The organism is Bacteroides salyersiae, assembly GCF_031172035.1.
GTDB lineage: Bacteria > Bacteroidota > Bacteroidia > Bacteroidales > Bacteroidaceae > Bacteroides > Bacteroides salyersiae.
On sequence record NZ_CP133452.1, the window covers coordinates 5,209,190 to 5,224,975 of the forward strand.

The 15,786-nt window shown below is 42.7% G+C and carries 15 protein-coding genes; 6 read left to right on the forward strand and 9 right to left on the reverse strand.

Annotated features, from left to right (window positions below):
* Window positions 1-180: 180 nt before the first annotated feature.
* On the forward strand, window positions 181-1,053 hold the full coding sequence (locus RB604_RS19945; protein ID WP_005929555.1) for an aldose 1-epimerase family protein: 873 nt from the start codon (window positions 181-183) through the stop codon (window positions 1,051-1,053).
* Here RB604_RS19945 and RB604_RS19950 read toward each other — a convergent pair whose 3' ends face one another.
* The 3 genes from RB604_RS19950 to RB604_RS19960 form a co-directional block, all read right to left on the reverse strand.
* Entirely contained in the window at window positions 1,054-1,884 is an 831-nt protein-coding gene (locus tag RB604_RS19950) for a patatin-like phospholipase family protein (protein ID WP_007481441.1), read from the reverse strand.
* A 68-nt stretch (window positions 1,885-1,952) separates the two neighbouring features.
* Window positions 1,953-2,288, reverse strand: a complete 336-nt coding sequence (locus tag RB604_RS19955; protein ID WP_224203363.1) for a DUF4907 domain-containing protein — start codon at window positions 2,286-2,288, stop codon at window positions 1,953-1,955.
* The gene (locus tag RB604_RS19960) at window positions 2,275-3,315 is read right to left on the reverse strand and encodes a Kelch repeat-containing protein (RefSeq protein WP_373133479.1); all 1,041 of its coding nucleotides are present in this window, start codon (window positions 3,313-3,315) and stop codon (window positions 2,275-2,277) included. The genes RB604_RS19955 and RB604_RS19960 overlap by 14 nt, the downstream gene beginning before the upstream one ends.
* 222 nt (window positions 3,316-3,537) lie before the next feature.
* Between RB604_RS19960 and RB604_RS19965 the strand changes: the two genes are divergently transcribed.
* From RB604_RS19965 to RB604_RS19975, 3 genes are all read left to right on the forward strand, one after another.
* Window positions 3,538-4,860, forward strand: a complete 1,323-nt coding sequence (locus tag RB604_RS19965) for a DUF4270 family protein (RefSeq protein ID WP_021935987.1) — start codon at window positions 3,538-3,540, stop codon at window positions 4,858-4,860.
* A 19-nt stretch (window positions 4,861-4,879) separates the two neighbouring features.
* Entirely contained in the window at window positions 4,880-6,079 is a 1,200-nt protein-coding gene (gene bamG, locus RB604_RS19970; protein WP_021935988.1) for a BamG family beta-barrel-assembly machinery protein, read from the forward strand.
* A gap of 64 nt (window positions 6,080-6,143) precedes the next feature.
* Window positions 6,144-7,331 carry a C1 family peptidase gene (locus RB604_RS19975; RefSeq protein ID WP_007481432.1) on the forward strand — a complete coding sequence of 396 codons (1,188 nt, stop codon included), beginning with the start codon at window positions 6,144-6,146 and terminating at the stop codon, window positions 7,329-7,331.
* Window positions 7,332-7,428: 97 nt separating this feature from the next.
* Here RB604_RS19975 and RB604_RS19980 read toward each other — a convergent pair whose 3' ends face one another.
* The 6 genes from RB604_RS19980 to RB604_RS20005 all read right to left on the reverse strand — a co-directional run bounded on the left by RB604_RS19980 (window position 7,429) and on the right by RB604_RS20005 (window position 13,746).
* Window positions 7,429-8,151: a LytR/AlgR family response regulator transcription factor gene (locus RB604_RS19980; RefSeq protein WP_005929534.1), complete on the reverse strand. Its 723-nt coding sequence runs from the start codon at window positions 8,149-8,151 to the stop codon at window positions 7,429-7,431.
* A complete protein-coding gene (locus RB604_RS19985) occupies window positions 8,151-9,389 on the reverse strand; it encodes a sensor histidine kinase (protein ID WP_005929531.1) in 1,239 nt (412 codons plus the stop codon). Before RB604_RS19985 ends, RB604_RS19980 begins: the two co-directional genes overlap by 1 nt.
* Window positions 9,390-9,488: 99 nt before the next feature.
* The gene (locus RB604_RS19990; protein ID WP_172680706.1) at window positions 9,489-11,354 is read right to left on the reverse strand and encodes a carbohydrate-binding domain-containing protein; all 1,866 of its coding nucleotides are present in this window, start codon (window positions 11,352-11,354) and stop codon (window positions 9,489-9,491) included.
* 24 nt (window positions 11,355-11,378) lie between these two features.
* Window positions 11,379-12,119: a DUF2490 domain-containing protein gene (locus RB604_RS19995; protein ID WP_055295667.1), complete on the reverse strand. Its 741-nt coding sequence runs from the start codon at window positions 12,117-12,119 to the stop codon at window positions 11,379-11,381.
* Entirely contained in the window at window positions 12,112-12,783 is a 672-nt protein-coding gene (locus tag RB604_RS20000; protein WP_005929522.1) for a DUF4956 domain-containing protein, read from the reverse strand. Before RB604_RS20000 ends, RB604_RS19995 begins: the two co-directional genes overlap by 8 nt.
* A 204-nt stretch (window positions 12,784-12,987) precedes the next feature.
* A complete protein-coding gene (locus RB604_RS20005) occupies window positions 12,988-13,746 on the reverse strand; it encodes a polyphosphate polymerase domain-containing protein (RefSeq protein ID WP_007481422.1) in 759 nt (252 codons plus the stop codon).
* A gap of 297 nt (window positions 13,747-14,043) precedes the next feature.
* Here RB604_RS20005 and RB604_RS20010 point away from each other — a divergent pair, with 297 nt between their 5' ends.
* Entirely contained in the window at window positions 14,044-14,727 is a 684-nt protein-coding gene (locus RB604_RS20010) for a hypothetical protein (RefSeq protein WP_007481420.1), read from the forward strand.
* Between the two features lie 168 nt (window positions 14,728-14,895).
* Entirely contained in the window at window positions 14,896-15,768 is an 873-nt protein-coding gene (locus RB604_RS20015) for an electron transfer flavoprotein subunit beta/FixA family protein (RefSeq protein WP_005929512.1), read from the forward strand.
* The last annotated feature ends 18 nt before the right edge of the window (window positions 15,769-15,786 follow it).

Here is a 15,786-nt window from a genome sequence, read left to right on the forward strand (position 1 = left end):
TACTTTATCAATATTGATACATTAACACTGTAACAGAGAACTTTTTATCATTAGAAAAGGTATGTATACATATACGCATAAGTTGATTCGAAAGAATAACCGACCGGCTCCTTTTTCTTATAGCATGAACAAGCAAAAAGAAAAAACATTAACTTTGTATTTTATAAAAATAATGTCCATATGAAAACAATCTCCAACTCACAACTCACCATCCGGGTTTCTCCCCATGGTGCAGAACTTTGCAATATCGTCTGCAACGGTAAAGAATATCTATGGCAAGCCGATCCTTCTTTCTGGAAACGTCATTCTCCAGTGCTCTTCCCCATTGTAGGCAGCGTATGGGAAAATGAATACCGCATCGACGGAGCCACATACAATCTGACCCAACACGGTTTTGCCCGTGATATGAATTTCGAATTGATACGGGAACAACCGGATGAACTGCGCTATCGTTTAGCAGACAATGAAGAAAGCCGGAGGAGATATCCTTTCCCTTTTCGTCTTGAAATAGGATACCGGATACAAGGAAAACAGATAGAAGTTCTTTGGGAAGTAAAAAATACAGGAGACAAAGAGTTGCATTTCCAGATAGGAGCACATCCGGCATTTTATTTTCCGGCATTCGATATGAAAAGTAACGAACGCGGATACTTGGGATTCGACCGAACAGAAGATCTAAAATACATACTCATTTCTGAAAAAGGATGTGCCGACCCGGAACATGAATATCCTCTAAGACTGACAGACGGACTCCTTCCATTGGATACACACACTTTTGACCGCGATGCCTTGATCTTGGAAAACAATCAGGTGGAAAAAGTTACATTATATAATAAGGAGAAACAACCGTACTTAAGCCTGCGGTTCACAACTCCGGTGGTAGGACTTTGGTCACCGCCTGCCAAGAATGCCCCGTTCATTTGTATCGAACCGTGGTACGGACGTTGTGACCGTGCTCATTATGACGGAGAATATAAAGATAAAGATTGGATGCAGCATCTACAACCTGCCGCCGTGTTCAAAGGAGGATATGTTATCCAAATTGAAGAATAGTCAGAATATTGCTTTTGCACATTCATATCCCTCCTGATAGAAGTCAGTCAGTTTTTGAATATCCCGTTCGATACGATCCACAACTACTGGCTTCTGCGGACGGATTACAACAATTTTGCCTTCATCTTCCATTCGTTCCACCATCTCTAACTGAGCATTGTAAACGGCACAACGATGACTTAACGCTTCACGTATTTTCGGATATTTACGATAAACAAAAGATGGAATTTTAATGTCTTTGCTCTCTTTCCGGTATCCCCGGTTTCGAGTCAATACTACCACATTATTTTTATATCCTTCATCTATCGCATGCTGCAAAGGAATACTATCCACAATACCGCCATCCAACATCGGAATGCCATCCACATAAGCTATCGGACAAACAATCGGCAAGCTACTGGAAGCACGGACAATATCTATCACCCGGTTTTTATCCTGTTTTTCTTCAAAGTAATTGGCTTCTCCGGTCAGGCAGTTCGTTGTCACCATTACGAATCGTTCGGGAGACGAAAAATAAGCATCATAATCATAAGGAAGGATATGCTCGGGAAACTCTGTAAAAAGAAGATCGAAATCCAGAATGTTTCGCTTCTTGAGCAAATGACGCAAACCGATGTAATTGTACTTTTCCAACAAATCGATATTACTGTATTTGGCACGTCCGCGTTGCCGTGACATATAAGAGAGTCCGTTACATGCTCCGGCAGAAACACCGATTGTATAGGGGAAACGAATATTCCGGTCCATCAGATAGTCGAGTACACCACATGTGAAAACTCCACGCATCCCTCCACCTTCAAGTACCAGCCCGGTCTGATTATCAATAGTCATAGTTATTTCCTCTTTTGATTAATGCTTTTGCGCTTCAAAGATACGCTTTCCTGCTGAAAAAACAACTATCATTTCTTTATTCCCAAACTCTTTAAATCTTCTTCCGTCACACTGAAATCTTGCCCCGATTCCAATCGCTCTAATACTAAATCTCCAACTTTAGCAGCCTCATCCGGAGTCTTAAATGGTTTTCTTTGTGACAAAACAGGAACAAACGGTTGATAGATAACCGTCTGTTTCCCTTGTTTGATTGTATATCCATATCCCTGATCCTTATCAAGTTTTATCACTTCCAGACAATAACGATTTCTTTTCTCTGCATAATAATAAGACCACCACATTCCTGACAACAAGATGACAACCAATCCGATAAAAAGCAATGTGCGTCTTTTATTCTTCTTCATACTCATATGGAGAAAGTTCCCAAGTATCGTCATAATAAGAACTGCTGGCTTGTCCGGTTACAACAAAACCTCGCGTGCCGGTAGAAAAAGCAACTGCATTTTTACGGACAGAGCCCTCGAAGGCAGTCAAATCTTCTCCTTCCCAAAGATCGGTAGCAGGATCATAAATCCAATAGTTACTCAATAAAGAACCATATTCTCCCGTCACCAAATAGCCTTTACCGTCAATTACAAAACTGACAGCATTAGCCCGGACAATAGAAGTGTAATCATCATCATAATCATCATCACTCGTATCAGCAATATCCCGCAGTTGAGTAAAAACTCCCGTTGAAGGATCGAAGCACCAGAAATCATATACATAAGAGCCGTTATTCACCCCACAGCAAATATATGCTTTGTCATCGATCACGAAAGAAGTACCTCCCTGACGCTTCTGTCCACCGAAACCGTTTACAATCTCCCACTGTTGTCCGGCAGCAGCCTGAGGATCGAAACGATAAAAATCCTTCTGATAATTTCCATTATACCCTGTTCCCACATAACCGTATTGGCCTATACCGAATGCAATGGCACTAATACGCGCACCTCCCTTATAGTCATCTTTTTGCGTCCAGGTATCAGTAGCCGGATCGTATTCCCAGGTATCAGCCAGATAATTCGAACTATTGTCCTGCCCTAAAGTGATATATCCTTTCTCGCCTATGGCAAAACCGGAAGCACCGGTTCGCGCTGTTGCCGCATCGGGCATAGAGGCACATTGTGTCCAGTAACCACCCTGAATGTCGTATTCCCATAAATCGGTCACACGCTTATAGGTAGTACCGGTATATCCACCGCAAACATATCCCTTGTCAGCTATTGTAAAACCCGCAGCGCTGCCACGTGCCAGTCCGTCAAAATCGGAACGACGATGCCATACGCCTAACGTATAAGATTCATCATCTCCACAAGCACAGAAAGCAAAGCCCATCATAAAAAGTAAAAACAGCTTTTCAACTATGTTCTTCACTGAATAACAAGTCATAACATTCATTTCCTATCAAGTTTTAATCGTTAATTATTAGTCCGCAAATATAGAGGCGAAAGTAACAGTGAAGAAAAACTATCGACCAACACCTCCATTTCGACGACTAACAAAAATGAAGTCGATAAATGCCGGACATTAGTCGATACTTTTTGGGAAGGGGCTTCAAATGACCTTGTTTTGCAAAAGAATTTGATCATAAACATACTTATAACAAACCTTATGAGACGACTCATTCTTTTCTTTTCATTTTCATTGTGTCTGCTTATTCTCCTCTCCTGTCGTGACGAAATGTCCACCGCAGGAAGCAAATGGGTGGAAAGCGCATTACGAAACATCATAACAGACACATGCACTGTATCCCTCAGTACGATTCTGAGCGATTCTCTCGCAACCTCCGGCGATAGTATATGTCAGATAGGACACCATAACAGTTCTCTTTGGGGAGACATCCGAAGTTCTTTTTATGTAGAATACGATGTCCACACTTTATCTATAGATGACGAGGCTATTTATCAGTTCGATTCCATCACTTGCCGTTTATATGCTTCGGGAAATTATCTGGGAGACACGCTCTCCGGTGCACAACGCATCTACCTGCATCAACTCACGGAAAATATGGAATTAAACAACAACTATCTATATAGCACCTCTACCGTACCCTACAATCCTACCCCGCTCGCATCCTTCAGTTTCACTCCTCATCCGGGACAAGACAAAGAAGAAATATCCTTCCGCCTACCCGATGAATTGGGTAAAGAATGGTTGACCCTGTTGCAAGAGAATTCCGATAATATGAGCTCACAGGAGAAATTCCGGCTATATTTCAAAGGACTCGCCTTCGTACCCGATGCCGGAGGAACCTGCGTCAATGGGTTTCAGGTAAATGATTCGAGCCTCTGCATTCGGTTGCACTACCATATAATAACAGAAACGGCAAGCGAACAGACTTTGACATTCACCCCAAGCAATACACTGAAATTCACTCAAATCAAACATGACCGAAACGGTACGGTACTGTCGCTACTGCAAAGCGGTACGGATAATGCCCTGTCAAGTGAAAAAACAGATAACCAGAGCTATCTGCAAGGAATGACCGGTCTGTATATAAAAATAGAATTTCCCCACTTAAACAATCTACTTTGGGAAGGAGACCTGGTAACCATCGAGAGTGCAACCCTCCAACTTTATCCGGTGAAAGGGACTCACGGGGATCAGTACCCATTACCCGAAACCCTCATACTCTATACCGCCAATGAGAATGATGTGACAGAAGACGTGATCACCGATTTGTTAGGAACCTCCGTACAAAACGGTAGTTTGGTCACCGATGAAATGGCTCCGGAAAATACTTATTACTCTTTCGATATCACCTCTTTCCTGCAAAATAATCTGGGAGCTATCGGTTACAACCGGAAAAACCTGAAACTTATGTTGCCTGACGATCTGTTTTTTACCACTCTCAAAGGGGTTGTATTCGGAGATATGCAGCATACAACAAATCCGGTAAAACTTACACTCAGATATAAAGTATATAATTACTAATTCCAAAAATCAATCCAGCATGAAAAGAGTTCTTTTTATCCTTGCCTTTTGCAATCCTGCATGGCTGATAGCACAAAATATGACAAATTCCCCCGGATCCATGTTTGGTTTGGGAGAACTTTCTACCGGAGAAGGTGGTCAATATGCAGGTTTTGGCGGTACCGGCATCGCACTACGGGGCAGTTCGTTTATCAACCCCTCCAATCCGGCATCTCTGACAGAACTCACCGAACAGCGTTTTGTATTTGACGCCGGTCTTATGGGTGCTTATAATTCATACACACAAACCGGTGTCACCAACAACTCTATTGTGGGCAATCTGAATAATCTAAGTATCGGTTGCCGGATCATTCCTCGATGGTATGGTGCCGTTTTCCTAACTCCCGTCAGCAGTGTAGGATATGCCATCACTTTGGATCAAGAGATAGAGGGCGCATCCGGCTCTACCATCTCCTCTTTCTTTGAAGGTACGGGATATCTATCCAAAATAGGCTTCAGCAATGCCTTTCTAATCGGTAAAAATATTTCGATCGGTGTAAATCTCTCTTATATCACAGGAACTATCACGCAAAGTGAAACTCAAGGAAGCACCATTATAGAGGAAAGTTCATCCAAACATGCATTTTATGCCGACTTCGGAATGCAATACAAGCTACCTTTAACCCGTGACAAATATTTCCTGATGGGAGTTACCTACGGTTACTCGCAACATCTTACCCAAGACAATGATCTCACCGTAAGCAGCACCTCAAGTACGGAAACAATTGAAAAAAGTCCCAAAGTATACAGCCAATACCTACCGCAATTTATCGGCGTAGGACTCTCTTATAATTCTTTACGCTGGATGGCCACCACTGATTATAAATACGTTGATTGGAGCCGGATGAAATCTTCAAAATCATCTGTCAGCTTTGCCAATCAACACCGTTTGGCTGCCGGAATAGCCTATACAATAAACAATCCGTACAAAAAATCTATAAAATTGCTATTAGGAACAGGATTAAGCAATCCTTACGTTGCCATTAACAAACGAAAAGCAAAAAACTACTATATCAGTACGGGAGCCAATTTTACCACCCGCAATAGTAATATTATCTCTATCGGGTTGAAATACAGCGACCAATTCAAGATTCCTTCGGGATTGCCGCGAGAAAAAGGAGTCAGTCTCTTCTTCAACATCTCTTTTTCCGAACGAACCTACCGGGCAAAACTACAATAATTATTTCTTTTTTAAAGATATTGCTGTATCTTTGTCGCATAAATATAACAAAAACAGCATAATAATGAAAAAGACAATTCTTATTGCAGCAACACTCTGCTTTTGCAGTATGAACATGAAGGCTCAAGACACCACAAAAGAAGAAGGCTTCGTTTTCACTACGGTCAAGGAAAACCCGATTACCTCTATCAAGAATCAGAACCGTTCGAGTACCTGTTGGAGCTTCTCAGCCCTCGGTTTTCTTGAATCGGAACTGCTCCGTATGGGAAAAGGCGAATACGACCTCTCGGAAATGTTCGTCGTTCACCATACAATGACCGACCGTGCACGCAACTACGTTCGCTATCACGGGGACAGTTCTTTCTCACCGGGTGGAAGTTTCTATGACATCATGTACTGTCTGAAAAATTACGGACTCGTACCGCAGGAAGCCATGCCGGGCATCATGTACGGTGATTCATTACCAGTACACAATGAACTGGACGCTGTGGCCGAAGCATATACAAATGCCATTGCCAAAGGTAAACTTACTAAGCTGACTCCGGTATGGCAACAAGGCCTTAGCGCTATTTACGATACTTATCTGGGACAATGCCCGGAAAAATTCACTTATAAAGGTAAAGAATATACTCCGAAAAGTTTTGCAGAATCATTGGGTATAAACCCGGACGATTATGTATCTCTGACATCTTATACCCATCATCCGTTCTATACCCAGTTTGCTATTGAAATTCAAGATAACTGGCGCAACGGACTGTCATGGAACCTGCCACTGGACGAATTCATGGCTGTAATGGACAATGCCGTCAAAAAGGGATACACCTTTGCATGGGGGAGTGATGTAAGCGAACAAGGCTTTACCCGCGATGGTATCGCTGTAATGCCGGATGCTGCTAAAGGTGCTGAACTGACAGGTTCCGATATGGCCCGTTGGACCGGTTTGACAGCTGCCGATAAACGTAAAGAATTAACTTCACGCCCTTTGCCGGAAATGAACGTTACACAGGAAATGCGCCAACAAGCTTTTGACAACTGGGAAACCACCGATGATCACGGCATGGTAATCTATGGTATTGCCAAAGACCAAAATGGCAAAGAATACTTCATGGTAAAGAACTCTTGGGGTCTCAGTGGTAAATACAAAGGAATCTGGTATGCTTCAAAGGCATTTGTTGCTTACAAGACGATGAACATCCTGGTACATAAGGATGCACTTCCGAAAGATATCGCTAAAAAGTTGGGTATCAAATAATATCCTACCCATATATATTCATCAAAGGGGTACAGAAAATCATCAGATTCTGTACCCCTCTTTCTTTAGCTATACAATTCTACTAACCGATAACCGTTTACATCAACTTCTCAATATACTGCGTAAACCGCTCTTTATAATTCTCCCCTACCGGAATATAAGTATTACCATTAAAGATAATACGCAAACGGGAAATTTCCGTAATTTTATGAAGGTTGACAATGTAAGAGCGATGTACACGCATAAATTGTTGAGCAGGTAACCGTTCTTCCAACTTATGAAGACTCATAAGAGTAACGATCGGTTTTTCTTCCCCTTCTACAAAAATACGTACATACTCGCTCATCCCTTCTATATATTTTATCTCCGCAATATCAATACGTACCACCCGGTATTCGGATTTCACAAACAGTGACCCGTTTCTAACCTGAGACGTTGTCTCCGTATCACCCTGATCCATCCGCCGATATTCATATTGCTTACGTGCCTTGTCCGCAGCTTTCAGCAAATCCTGAAACTCAAAAGGTTTTAACAAATAATCTACCGCATCTGCCTTAAACCCCTCAACGGCATATTCCGAATAAGCAGTAGTAAACACAATCAGTGGTTTTACCACCAGCGAACGGACAAAATCAAGCCCATTAAGATCGGGCATATTTATATCCACAAATATCAAATCGACCTCTTCCCGTGCCAATACATCCATAGCTTCGAATGCATCGTGGCAAGACTTCACTAAGGACAAAAAAGGAACCCGGGAAATATATTCCGATAATTGTGCCAACGCCAACGGTTCATCATCAATAGCCAGACATTTCATCATAAAAGAGGTATTATAAGTAAAACACTAAAACAGTCGTCCGTCTCATCAATAGAAAGTGTATAATCGTTTCCAAAAAGTAACCGGAGACGTTTACGAATATTCTCAAGACCGATACCGTGATACTGTCCACCTTCTTTCCGCCGATTACTGTTGCTACATCGGAAAAGGAGCTTGTCTCCATCCAGTTCCATAGAAATATGGATGAACGAATCTTTACGGTAGCTGACACCGTGTTTGAAGGCATTCTCTATAAAAGAGATAAAAAGTAAAGGCGGAATCTGTACTTCCGGCACCTCATGCGGTAAAGAAACTTCAATACCCACCTTATTTATATACCGGAGTTTCATCAATTCGATATAATTATCCAAAAACTGTATCTCACGAGAAAGCAAGATGGTCTTATTACTGGTCTCATACAGTACATAACGCATCAGCTTAGAAAGTTCTACCAATGCTTTTTTCGCTTTCGTTGCATCGATGTCTACCAGAGCATGGATGTTATTGAGCGTATTCATAAAAAAATGGGGGTTTATCTGATATTTCAGATATTCCAGTTCTGATTGCAGGCGTTTATGTTCCAGTTCTTTCAAAGTCTGTTCATCGCGCAGAGATTTAAACATCAATTTGATGGCGATATTGAAACCGACCAGTAGGACGGCCATAGCCATACGTACAAGCGCAGGTCCCGGCAAAGGAAAAGGAGCATGTAAGTCAAAATCATTGGGAGCCCGGCGTTCCATTCTGTCACGCGGTCCCCTCCCTTTGTCCGCACGATCATTTCTTTCCGAAGGATGCTGCATAGAAGACGCAGAATCCTCCCCTTGTAAAAACGGTTCCTGCATCGCAGGGTGCTTCGTAAATGAATGTTCTTCCGGCATCCGCTGCTCCATAGGAGGACGGTTCTGTTGTTTGAAACGATTGTCATAAGGAGGACGGGCAAGGTGCGGATAAATACCAAAAAGTAAAACAATAATGACAAGCAAAGAAGATGCATATGCCACATATTTTTTACGAAACAGTAGATATGGAACCAAAAGATAATTATTAGCTACAAAAAGTAAGAAGAAAGGAAGCATCATCAGCCAGGCCACCCGAACGAAACTCCAGTTAAACGTAACCTTCGTGCTGGTTGCGGCATTATAGTAGTCACCCACAATCGGCACAAGAAATACAATAAGCCAGATTACGAGATAAATAACCTGCTCCGGTAAATGCTGTCTGTTGATTCGTCTCATCGCTTAATAAAATAAGAATGATACAAATATAAGCCCTTTATCCGCTTTCTGCAAAGAGAATAGACAAAGGGCATGTTTTTATCGCTAATCCGGCTGTTATTACCATCCCCAACCGCCGGGTCCCCCACCAGGCCCACCGCCTCCACCGGGATTACCACCACCGGAAGCAGAACCGATCTGAGTAACCATTGAATTAGCAGTAAAAGTTGCCGCTTGCGTACCACCGTCATAAATCGCTCCAGTATACAATCCGTAAAACGAAGAACCATCGGTCACAGAACCACCCGTATAAATGGTATAACTACCGTTTTCCAACTGCGGACTGCTAAAAAGCAATGTCATCTGCTGATAAGTACGCGGAATCATGTAAGTCATCAGATTTGTACCATCCGAAGACTGGATACCGATATATTGCCCCGCCGAACCGGAACCACCGTAAATTACACTTCGTTGGGTACAAGAATTGGCTGTAGGCGTGCTTGTTCCTCCTCCAATACCTAAAACAGTGCCACCCGTTATTTTAAAGGTATTCTGATCACAATCAAACCCGTCTTCGGGCGAGGCCGTACCGGAAGCAACAACCGTTCCACCGGTGATGGTTAACGTTCCATTGGAATCGACACCGTCATTGCCAGTGCTATAACAATAGACACTTCCTCCGTTTATGGTAATATTGTTGCTGGCATTTAAGCAATCGTCATAGGCATATACGGCTATGTCACCTCCATTAATAGTCATCACATTTTTACTTTCGATGCCCTCGCTGCCTTCGCCACCGGTCGCTCTCACCCATATGGTACCGCTTTCTATAGTCAGACTGCTTTTACTTTTAATGCCTTTAGCCGAAGAGTCGAGCCGCCCGTATACGTATTGTTTCCCGGTAGTGACAACTCGCAACGTACCTCCATAAAGATATATCTCACCATCGCAGTTCAGGCCTTTCCCGGCCGATCCGCTACTCTTCAGAAGCACAGTGCCGGCAGTCATGGCAAACGTCGTGCCGCCATTGATGCAGGAAGAGGAAGAAATATCACTATCTTCATAAACAGCATTACCCGTAGTAATAACCGTAGTCCGTCCTCCAGTGACACTTATCGGACCTTTCTCACACTGAATACCATCGTCTGTGGCCGTAATATTCAATATTCCTCCCCCAATAACGACGGCATCGTTGACGTGTATACCGTCTTTCACTGCTCCTACAACTGTCACACGGCTCCCTTGCCGGAACCTGACATAATCGTCACTGCATATACCATGTTTATAATTACCGGTAACACGCAGTTTGCCTCCTCCACTAAAAATAAGCTGTCCTTCGCTGAAGAAGCATCCTTTCATATCTTCGCCATCGGTCAACACATAAGAAGAACCATCAACAAGTGTATTCTCCGTCCCGTCCGGAGAAACCACAAATACTCTCTTTCCACTCTGAATATTGATAGCAGCTCCGGAAGGATTCACAATATTCACCCCGTTCAGAGTCAACTTGAACTTATTGTCGCTATATACTTTAAATGAGCCATCGGTGGTTACACCGGAAAGTATATATTCTACTTTCTTCACAGTAGAAGTTACCACCACATGCGCCCCGTCCTGAGAGATATCAACCCCTTCAACATTGCTTATCACCGTTGCTGATGTGCCGGAATAAGCTATTTCGACCGTAGAAGAAAATTCCGAGTTCTCAATGAAATCATCATAGTTCTCATTATCCTTGTCCGCTACAATGGTTTCATCTATATCATCACCACTCATATCCGTATCGTCAATGACAACCTCAAAATCAAATAACGTGCCCGTCCCGTCAAAGGAGCCACTTCCCCCATCCGATGTATCCGTACCATCCGGAAGTACCGGCTGACCGCTTTCGGTTTCAGTCCCCCAGTCGGCAAACGGATCGGTAGAGCAACAGGTAGATACGGCCAACCATGCAGCTATACCAATGAACAATTTTATCTTTTTCATTTCTATCATCATAGTTACTTCTCCTTAAAACTTAAACGAATATCCCACTCCTATCACATGTCCGTCGGCCTCATCTTCATCCGCCTCATTCTGATAACGGTAGCATAAATCAAACGTATTCTTCTTGTTCAATTTGTAAGATGTCCCAAGCGTCCAACGTATCTTCTTGAACCCCTCACCATTCAGCGAATGATACCATTCACAGGAAGTATAGGGTTTAAAAGGGCTCTTCCTTATATCATATTCCACCTGCAACCGGGAACGAAGAACATGAACGGACTTTGCCGGAATTTCTTCATTCTCTTTCCGTATCTGTTCTTCAAGATTATACTTGGGTACGGAAAGTCCCACCCGATAGGTATATTGATACCGTTCACGCAGTGAGAATTCAAACCTGTTCCATTTGTAGCTTCCTGTCAATGATACATTTACACGATGCCTGGGCGATCCGTATTCGGGAATATAGTTTTCCTTCTTGGTCGTTTTATCCGGATGATTGTAATAAATATAAGTATACCCCGCACTTGCTTTCAGAAAAGGAAACAGCCTATAAGAAAGTCCTGCTGTCCCTCCCCAACGATCCACTGCCCTCAGGTTGTCGCGTAAACGAAATTCTCCTTCAAGAAAAGCATCCAACCCCGGAAAGATTTTCTTTTTGACTTCCGCACTCACCCATAATCCGAGATCATCGCTCTGTGCACACAATTTTCCCATCCCCATACACAAAAAAACGATAATTACTCCTGCACTCTGCCACTTATTCATCTTCACGTGGTATTCTGATAAGCGTATCAATCGTATTGACTTCATCACTCACCGGTTCATAATAAAGTTTCAATATGGCCGAGTCGCGTAAGAAATCGATATGTCCCACTTCCACACGGATAATATCGAGTCCGGTACGTCCCTGCAAATCTTTCAGTAATTCATCTTTTTTATCCGGACGAATCAATTCGATACGGTCATATTGCACCAATTTACAGGAAACATGCCGTAAATACCGGCTACTCTCACAAAGCCAGATACTGAATACAAAAAGAAGATTCGTACCCAACAACTCGGCGTAACTGATTTCAACCGCCAGCGCATTAATCACTGAAATAGCTATAATGACAAAAAGATAAGTCATTTCACGCACCGGCATGGATTCTGTACGATAACGGATAATACCGAAAATGGCAAAAAGTCCCAATGCAAAACCGATCTTCAACTTAACGCTACCCAACAGGAAAATCATCAGGAAGATGCTGATACTGATCAATGTAAAAGTGAAGTAATAATCACGTCGCTTACTTTTGGGATAGTAAAAACAACGAAGGATAACGGAAACCACCAACAGATTGAATAAAAAACGTAACAACAGTTGTAGAAAACCAATCCTATCCATCAACGGCGTTTCAATAAAAGAAAGTTCACTTAGTTCATTCATATATTATATTTTTAATTGTTAGCAATCTATCATATTCATTGTTAGCAATCTATCATATTCATTGTTAGCAATCTATCATACCTGTCAATTCAGTTCCAGAATTCAGTTTCCAAAACATCCCCATGTTCTGAATAACAACATCCCCATGTTTTCCAGAACAACATCCGGATGTTTTAAAGTAAAACATGGGGATGTTGTTCCATCTTAAAATACGATTTCCTGTATCCTCCCAACTACTCTTATCTTCTGCTTAAACCTATTATGCTTAACAGTAGGAGAAGTAAGTACTGTGCCCATGCAATATTTACTTATTCCGGAAGGTTGTATATGGAGGTTACGCAAAACTTCACGAATGGGTGAAAAGGTTCTTCCGTCCCGTTTCAACTCAATGATTACCATTCTGTTCAATGCCGCCTCCTTCCCGGTCTGAAGGTTACAGAAACAGATGTCTGTATCAATAGTGAGTCGTTCCGTCATCGCTTTATTGACCAATGTAATCCGATAAAAATTATTTTCCAACCATGGTTTCAATTCCGACAAATGATACCAGGCATGCTTCTCCAAAAACCCTTCTGCCCCGTCGGCATACAAAGAATGTATATTTCCTACCCGGATACGCCGTTTGTCCGTTCTTCCTTTATTATCTTTATTCTTCACTTCCAGAAATGTCAGACCAGAAGATACATACGTACGCACGCGAATCTTTTCACGTACCCGATGCCCATTCTGATGAGCCATATACATATCCCTGCCGGAAGTATCCAAATACACAGTACGATAAGCAATGTTTCGTGTACCCTCCACTTCCTGTACCCGATAATCCGTAACGGCAAATTGTAGGATAAGTGATAATTTATCCAACGAAGTGACAAATTTCGTATCCGTACGGTTCATCAGACGGATACCGCTCATTTCTTCCAAAGAAACAGGTAAAAATGCGGAAAGTGCAGTTTGTATATCCATGTCCCGGCTCCATATTACATTTATATTACGAAAATAGGAATTAGGGAAAACTCCGGAAAAAAGAATCAGCGAACGGGCCTTTTTTATCTGTGAACTCCACGCAAGCTAAAAGTGTTTCAATCGTTTTACCAAATGCGTCCTATCGGATAGAAATATAAATACCGTATTAAGACACATGTTACCGAAACTCGAAAGGTCAAAACAAAAAAACAGATATTTCAAGTGAATGAGAACGACATGTACAATTACTTTCCAAAAACCACTATCTTTGCAGCCTAAACAAATAACTCTGACAAAATGAAAAAACAATATATACTCTCCCTCCTACTATTCATGTACTCTTTCACAGCGTACACACAAGATATTTTTATCAATGCCGATTTTGTGAGCAGCTACATGTGGCGCGGTATGAAATGCGGCAATGCCGCCGTACAGCCCACATTAGGTATAACAATGGGAGGTTTCACCCTCTCTGCATGGGGCTCTACCGAATTCCGTAACGAAAACAATGAGATAGACCTTACGCTGGAATACCAGTTCAAAAGACTGACTCTGAACGTCACCAACTATTTTGAGCAAAGCGAAGAGGAACCATTCGACTACTTCAACTATGCGGCACACAGCAGCGGGCATACATTCGAAGCAGGAGCCGGATATACCATCAGCGAAAAATTTCCTCTTACCGCCTCCTGGTATACCGTTTTTGCCGGTAATGATTATCGCGAAGACGGTAAACGCGCCTGGTCCAGCTATTGCGAATTCTCCTACCCCTTCAGCCTGAAAGGATTCGACCTGTCTGTAGAAGCCGGATTCACTTCGTGGGAGGGCGAATACGCCGACAAGTTCAATGTGAATAATATCGCTCTCAGCATTTCCCGCGAAATACAGGTCAGCAACCGTTTTTCTTTCCCCATTTTCGGAAAGTTAGGCTTCAACCCCTACGAAAGCACCGCTTATTTCGTCTTTGGAATCAGCCTATAATTGCTCAAAAACCTTAATGATGTGCATTTTCTTAACGGTTTTCTTGTCAGAACCAACTGTTTCCGTAAATTTGCACGCTGATAGTTAACCGGATAGTTTGATAGCAAGATCCTTACTACCGACTACTGGCTACTAACTTGTAGAAATACTAATACTAAAATTAATAACATGAGTTTGAAAATTGTTGTATTGGCAAAACAAGTTCCCGACACACGTAATGTTGGGAAGGATGCCATGAAAGCCGACGGAACCATTAACCGTGCGGCACTCCCTGCCATCTTCAACCCCGAAGACCTGAATGCCCTTGAGCAGGCTCTCCGATTGAAAGATGCCCATCCGGGCTCCACCGTTACCATTCTTACAATGGGACCGGGCCGTGCAGCCGATATTATTCGTGAAGGACTTTTCCGTGGTGCCGATAACGGTTATCTGTTGACCGACCGTGCATTTGCCGGTGCCGATACATTGGCCACATCGTATGCCCTGGCCACTGCCATCAAAAAAATAGGTGAATGTGACATTATCATCGGTGGTCGTCAGGCTATCGATGGAGATACCGCACAGGTAGGTCCGCAGGTGGCAGAAAAGTTAGGTCTGACTCAGATTACATACGCTGAAGAAATCTTGAAAGTAGCCGACGGACACATTACTGTAAAACGTCACATCGACGGTGGCATTGAAACGGTAGAAGGCCCGTTGCCTATCGTGATTACCGTTAACGGAAGTGCTGCTCCCTGCCGTCCGCGTAATGCCAAACTCGTACAGAAGTACAAACATGCCAAAACAGTCACCGAGAAACAACAAGGCAATCTGGATTACACCGACCTTTATGATAAACGCGATTATCTGAATCTCGTAGAATGGAGTGTAGCCGATGTAAACGGTGACCTTGAACAATGTGGTCTCAGTGGTTCACCGACCAAGGTGAAAACCATCCAGAACATCGTGTTCCAGGCAAAAGAGAGTAAAACGATCACTGGCAGCGACCATGATGTAGAAAACCTGATTGTTGAACTGTTAGCTAACCACACCATTGGCTAAGAAGTCGGAATACAGTAG

Excerpts from the sequence above, each read along its gene's own strand:
- RB604_RS19995 (WP_055295667.1), bottom strand. The coding sequence starts at position 12,119 with ATGAATAAGTGGCAGAGTGCAGGAGTAATTATCGTTTTTTTGTGTATG.
- RB604_RS20015 (WP_005929512.1), top strand. The coding sequence starts at position 14,896 with ATGAGTTTGAAAATTGTTGTATTGGCAAAACAAGTTCCCGACACACGT.
- RB604_RS20000 (WP_005929522.1), bottom strand. The coding sequence starts at position 12,783 with ATGAATGAACTAAGTGAACTTTCTTTTATTGAAACGCCGTTGATGGAT.
- RB604_RS19965 (WP_021935987.1), top strand. The coding sequence starts at position 3,538 with ATGAGACGACTCATTCTTTTCTTTTCATTTTCATTGTGTCTGCTTATT.
- RB604_RS19945 (WP_005929555.1), top strand. The coding sequence starts at position 181 with ATGAAAACAATCTCCAACTCACAACTCACCATCCGGGTTTCTCCCCAT.
- RB604_RS19980 (WP_005929534.1), bottom strand. The coding sequence starts at position 8,151 with ATGAAATGTCTGGCTATTGATGATGAACCGTTGGCGTTGGCACAATTA.
- RB604_RS20010 (WP_007481420.1), top strand. The coding sequence starts at position 14,044 with ATGAAAAAACAATATATACTCTCCCTCCTACTATTCATGTACTCTTTC.
- RB604_RS19950 (WP_007481441.1), bottom strand. The coding sequence starts at position 1,884 with ATGACTATTGATAATCAGACCGGGCTGGTACTTGAAGGTGGAGGGATG.
- RB604_RS19960 (WP_373133479.1), bottom strand. The coding sequence starts at position 3,315 with ATGACTTGTTATTCAGTGAAGAACATAGTTGAAAAGCTGTTTTTACTT.
- bamG (WP_021935988.1), top strand. The coding sequence starts at position 4,880 with ATGAAAAGAGTTCTTTTTATCCTTGCCTTTTGCAATCCTGCATGGCTG.
- RB604_RS19955 (WP_224203363.1), bottom strand. The coding sequence starts at position 2,288 with ATGAAGAAGAATAAAAGACGCACATTGCTTTTTATCGGATTGGTTGTC.
- RB604_RS20005 (WP_007481422.1), bottom strand. The coding sequence starts at position 13,746 with ATGGATATACAAACTGCACTTTCCGCATTTTTACCTGTTTCTTTGGAA.
- RB604_RS19985 (WP_005929531.1), bottom strand. The coding sequence starts at position 9,389 with ATGAGACGAATCAACAGACAGCATTTACCGGAGCAGGTTATTTATCTC.
- RB604_RS19975 (WP_007481432.1), top strand. The coding sequence starts at position 6,144 with ATGAAAAAGACAATTCTTATTGCAGCAACACTCTGCTTTTGCAGTATG.
- RB604_RS19990 (WP_172680706.1), bottom strand. The coding sequence starts at position 11,354 with ATGAAAAAGATAAAATTGTTCATTGGTATAGCTGCATGGTTGGCCGTA.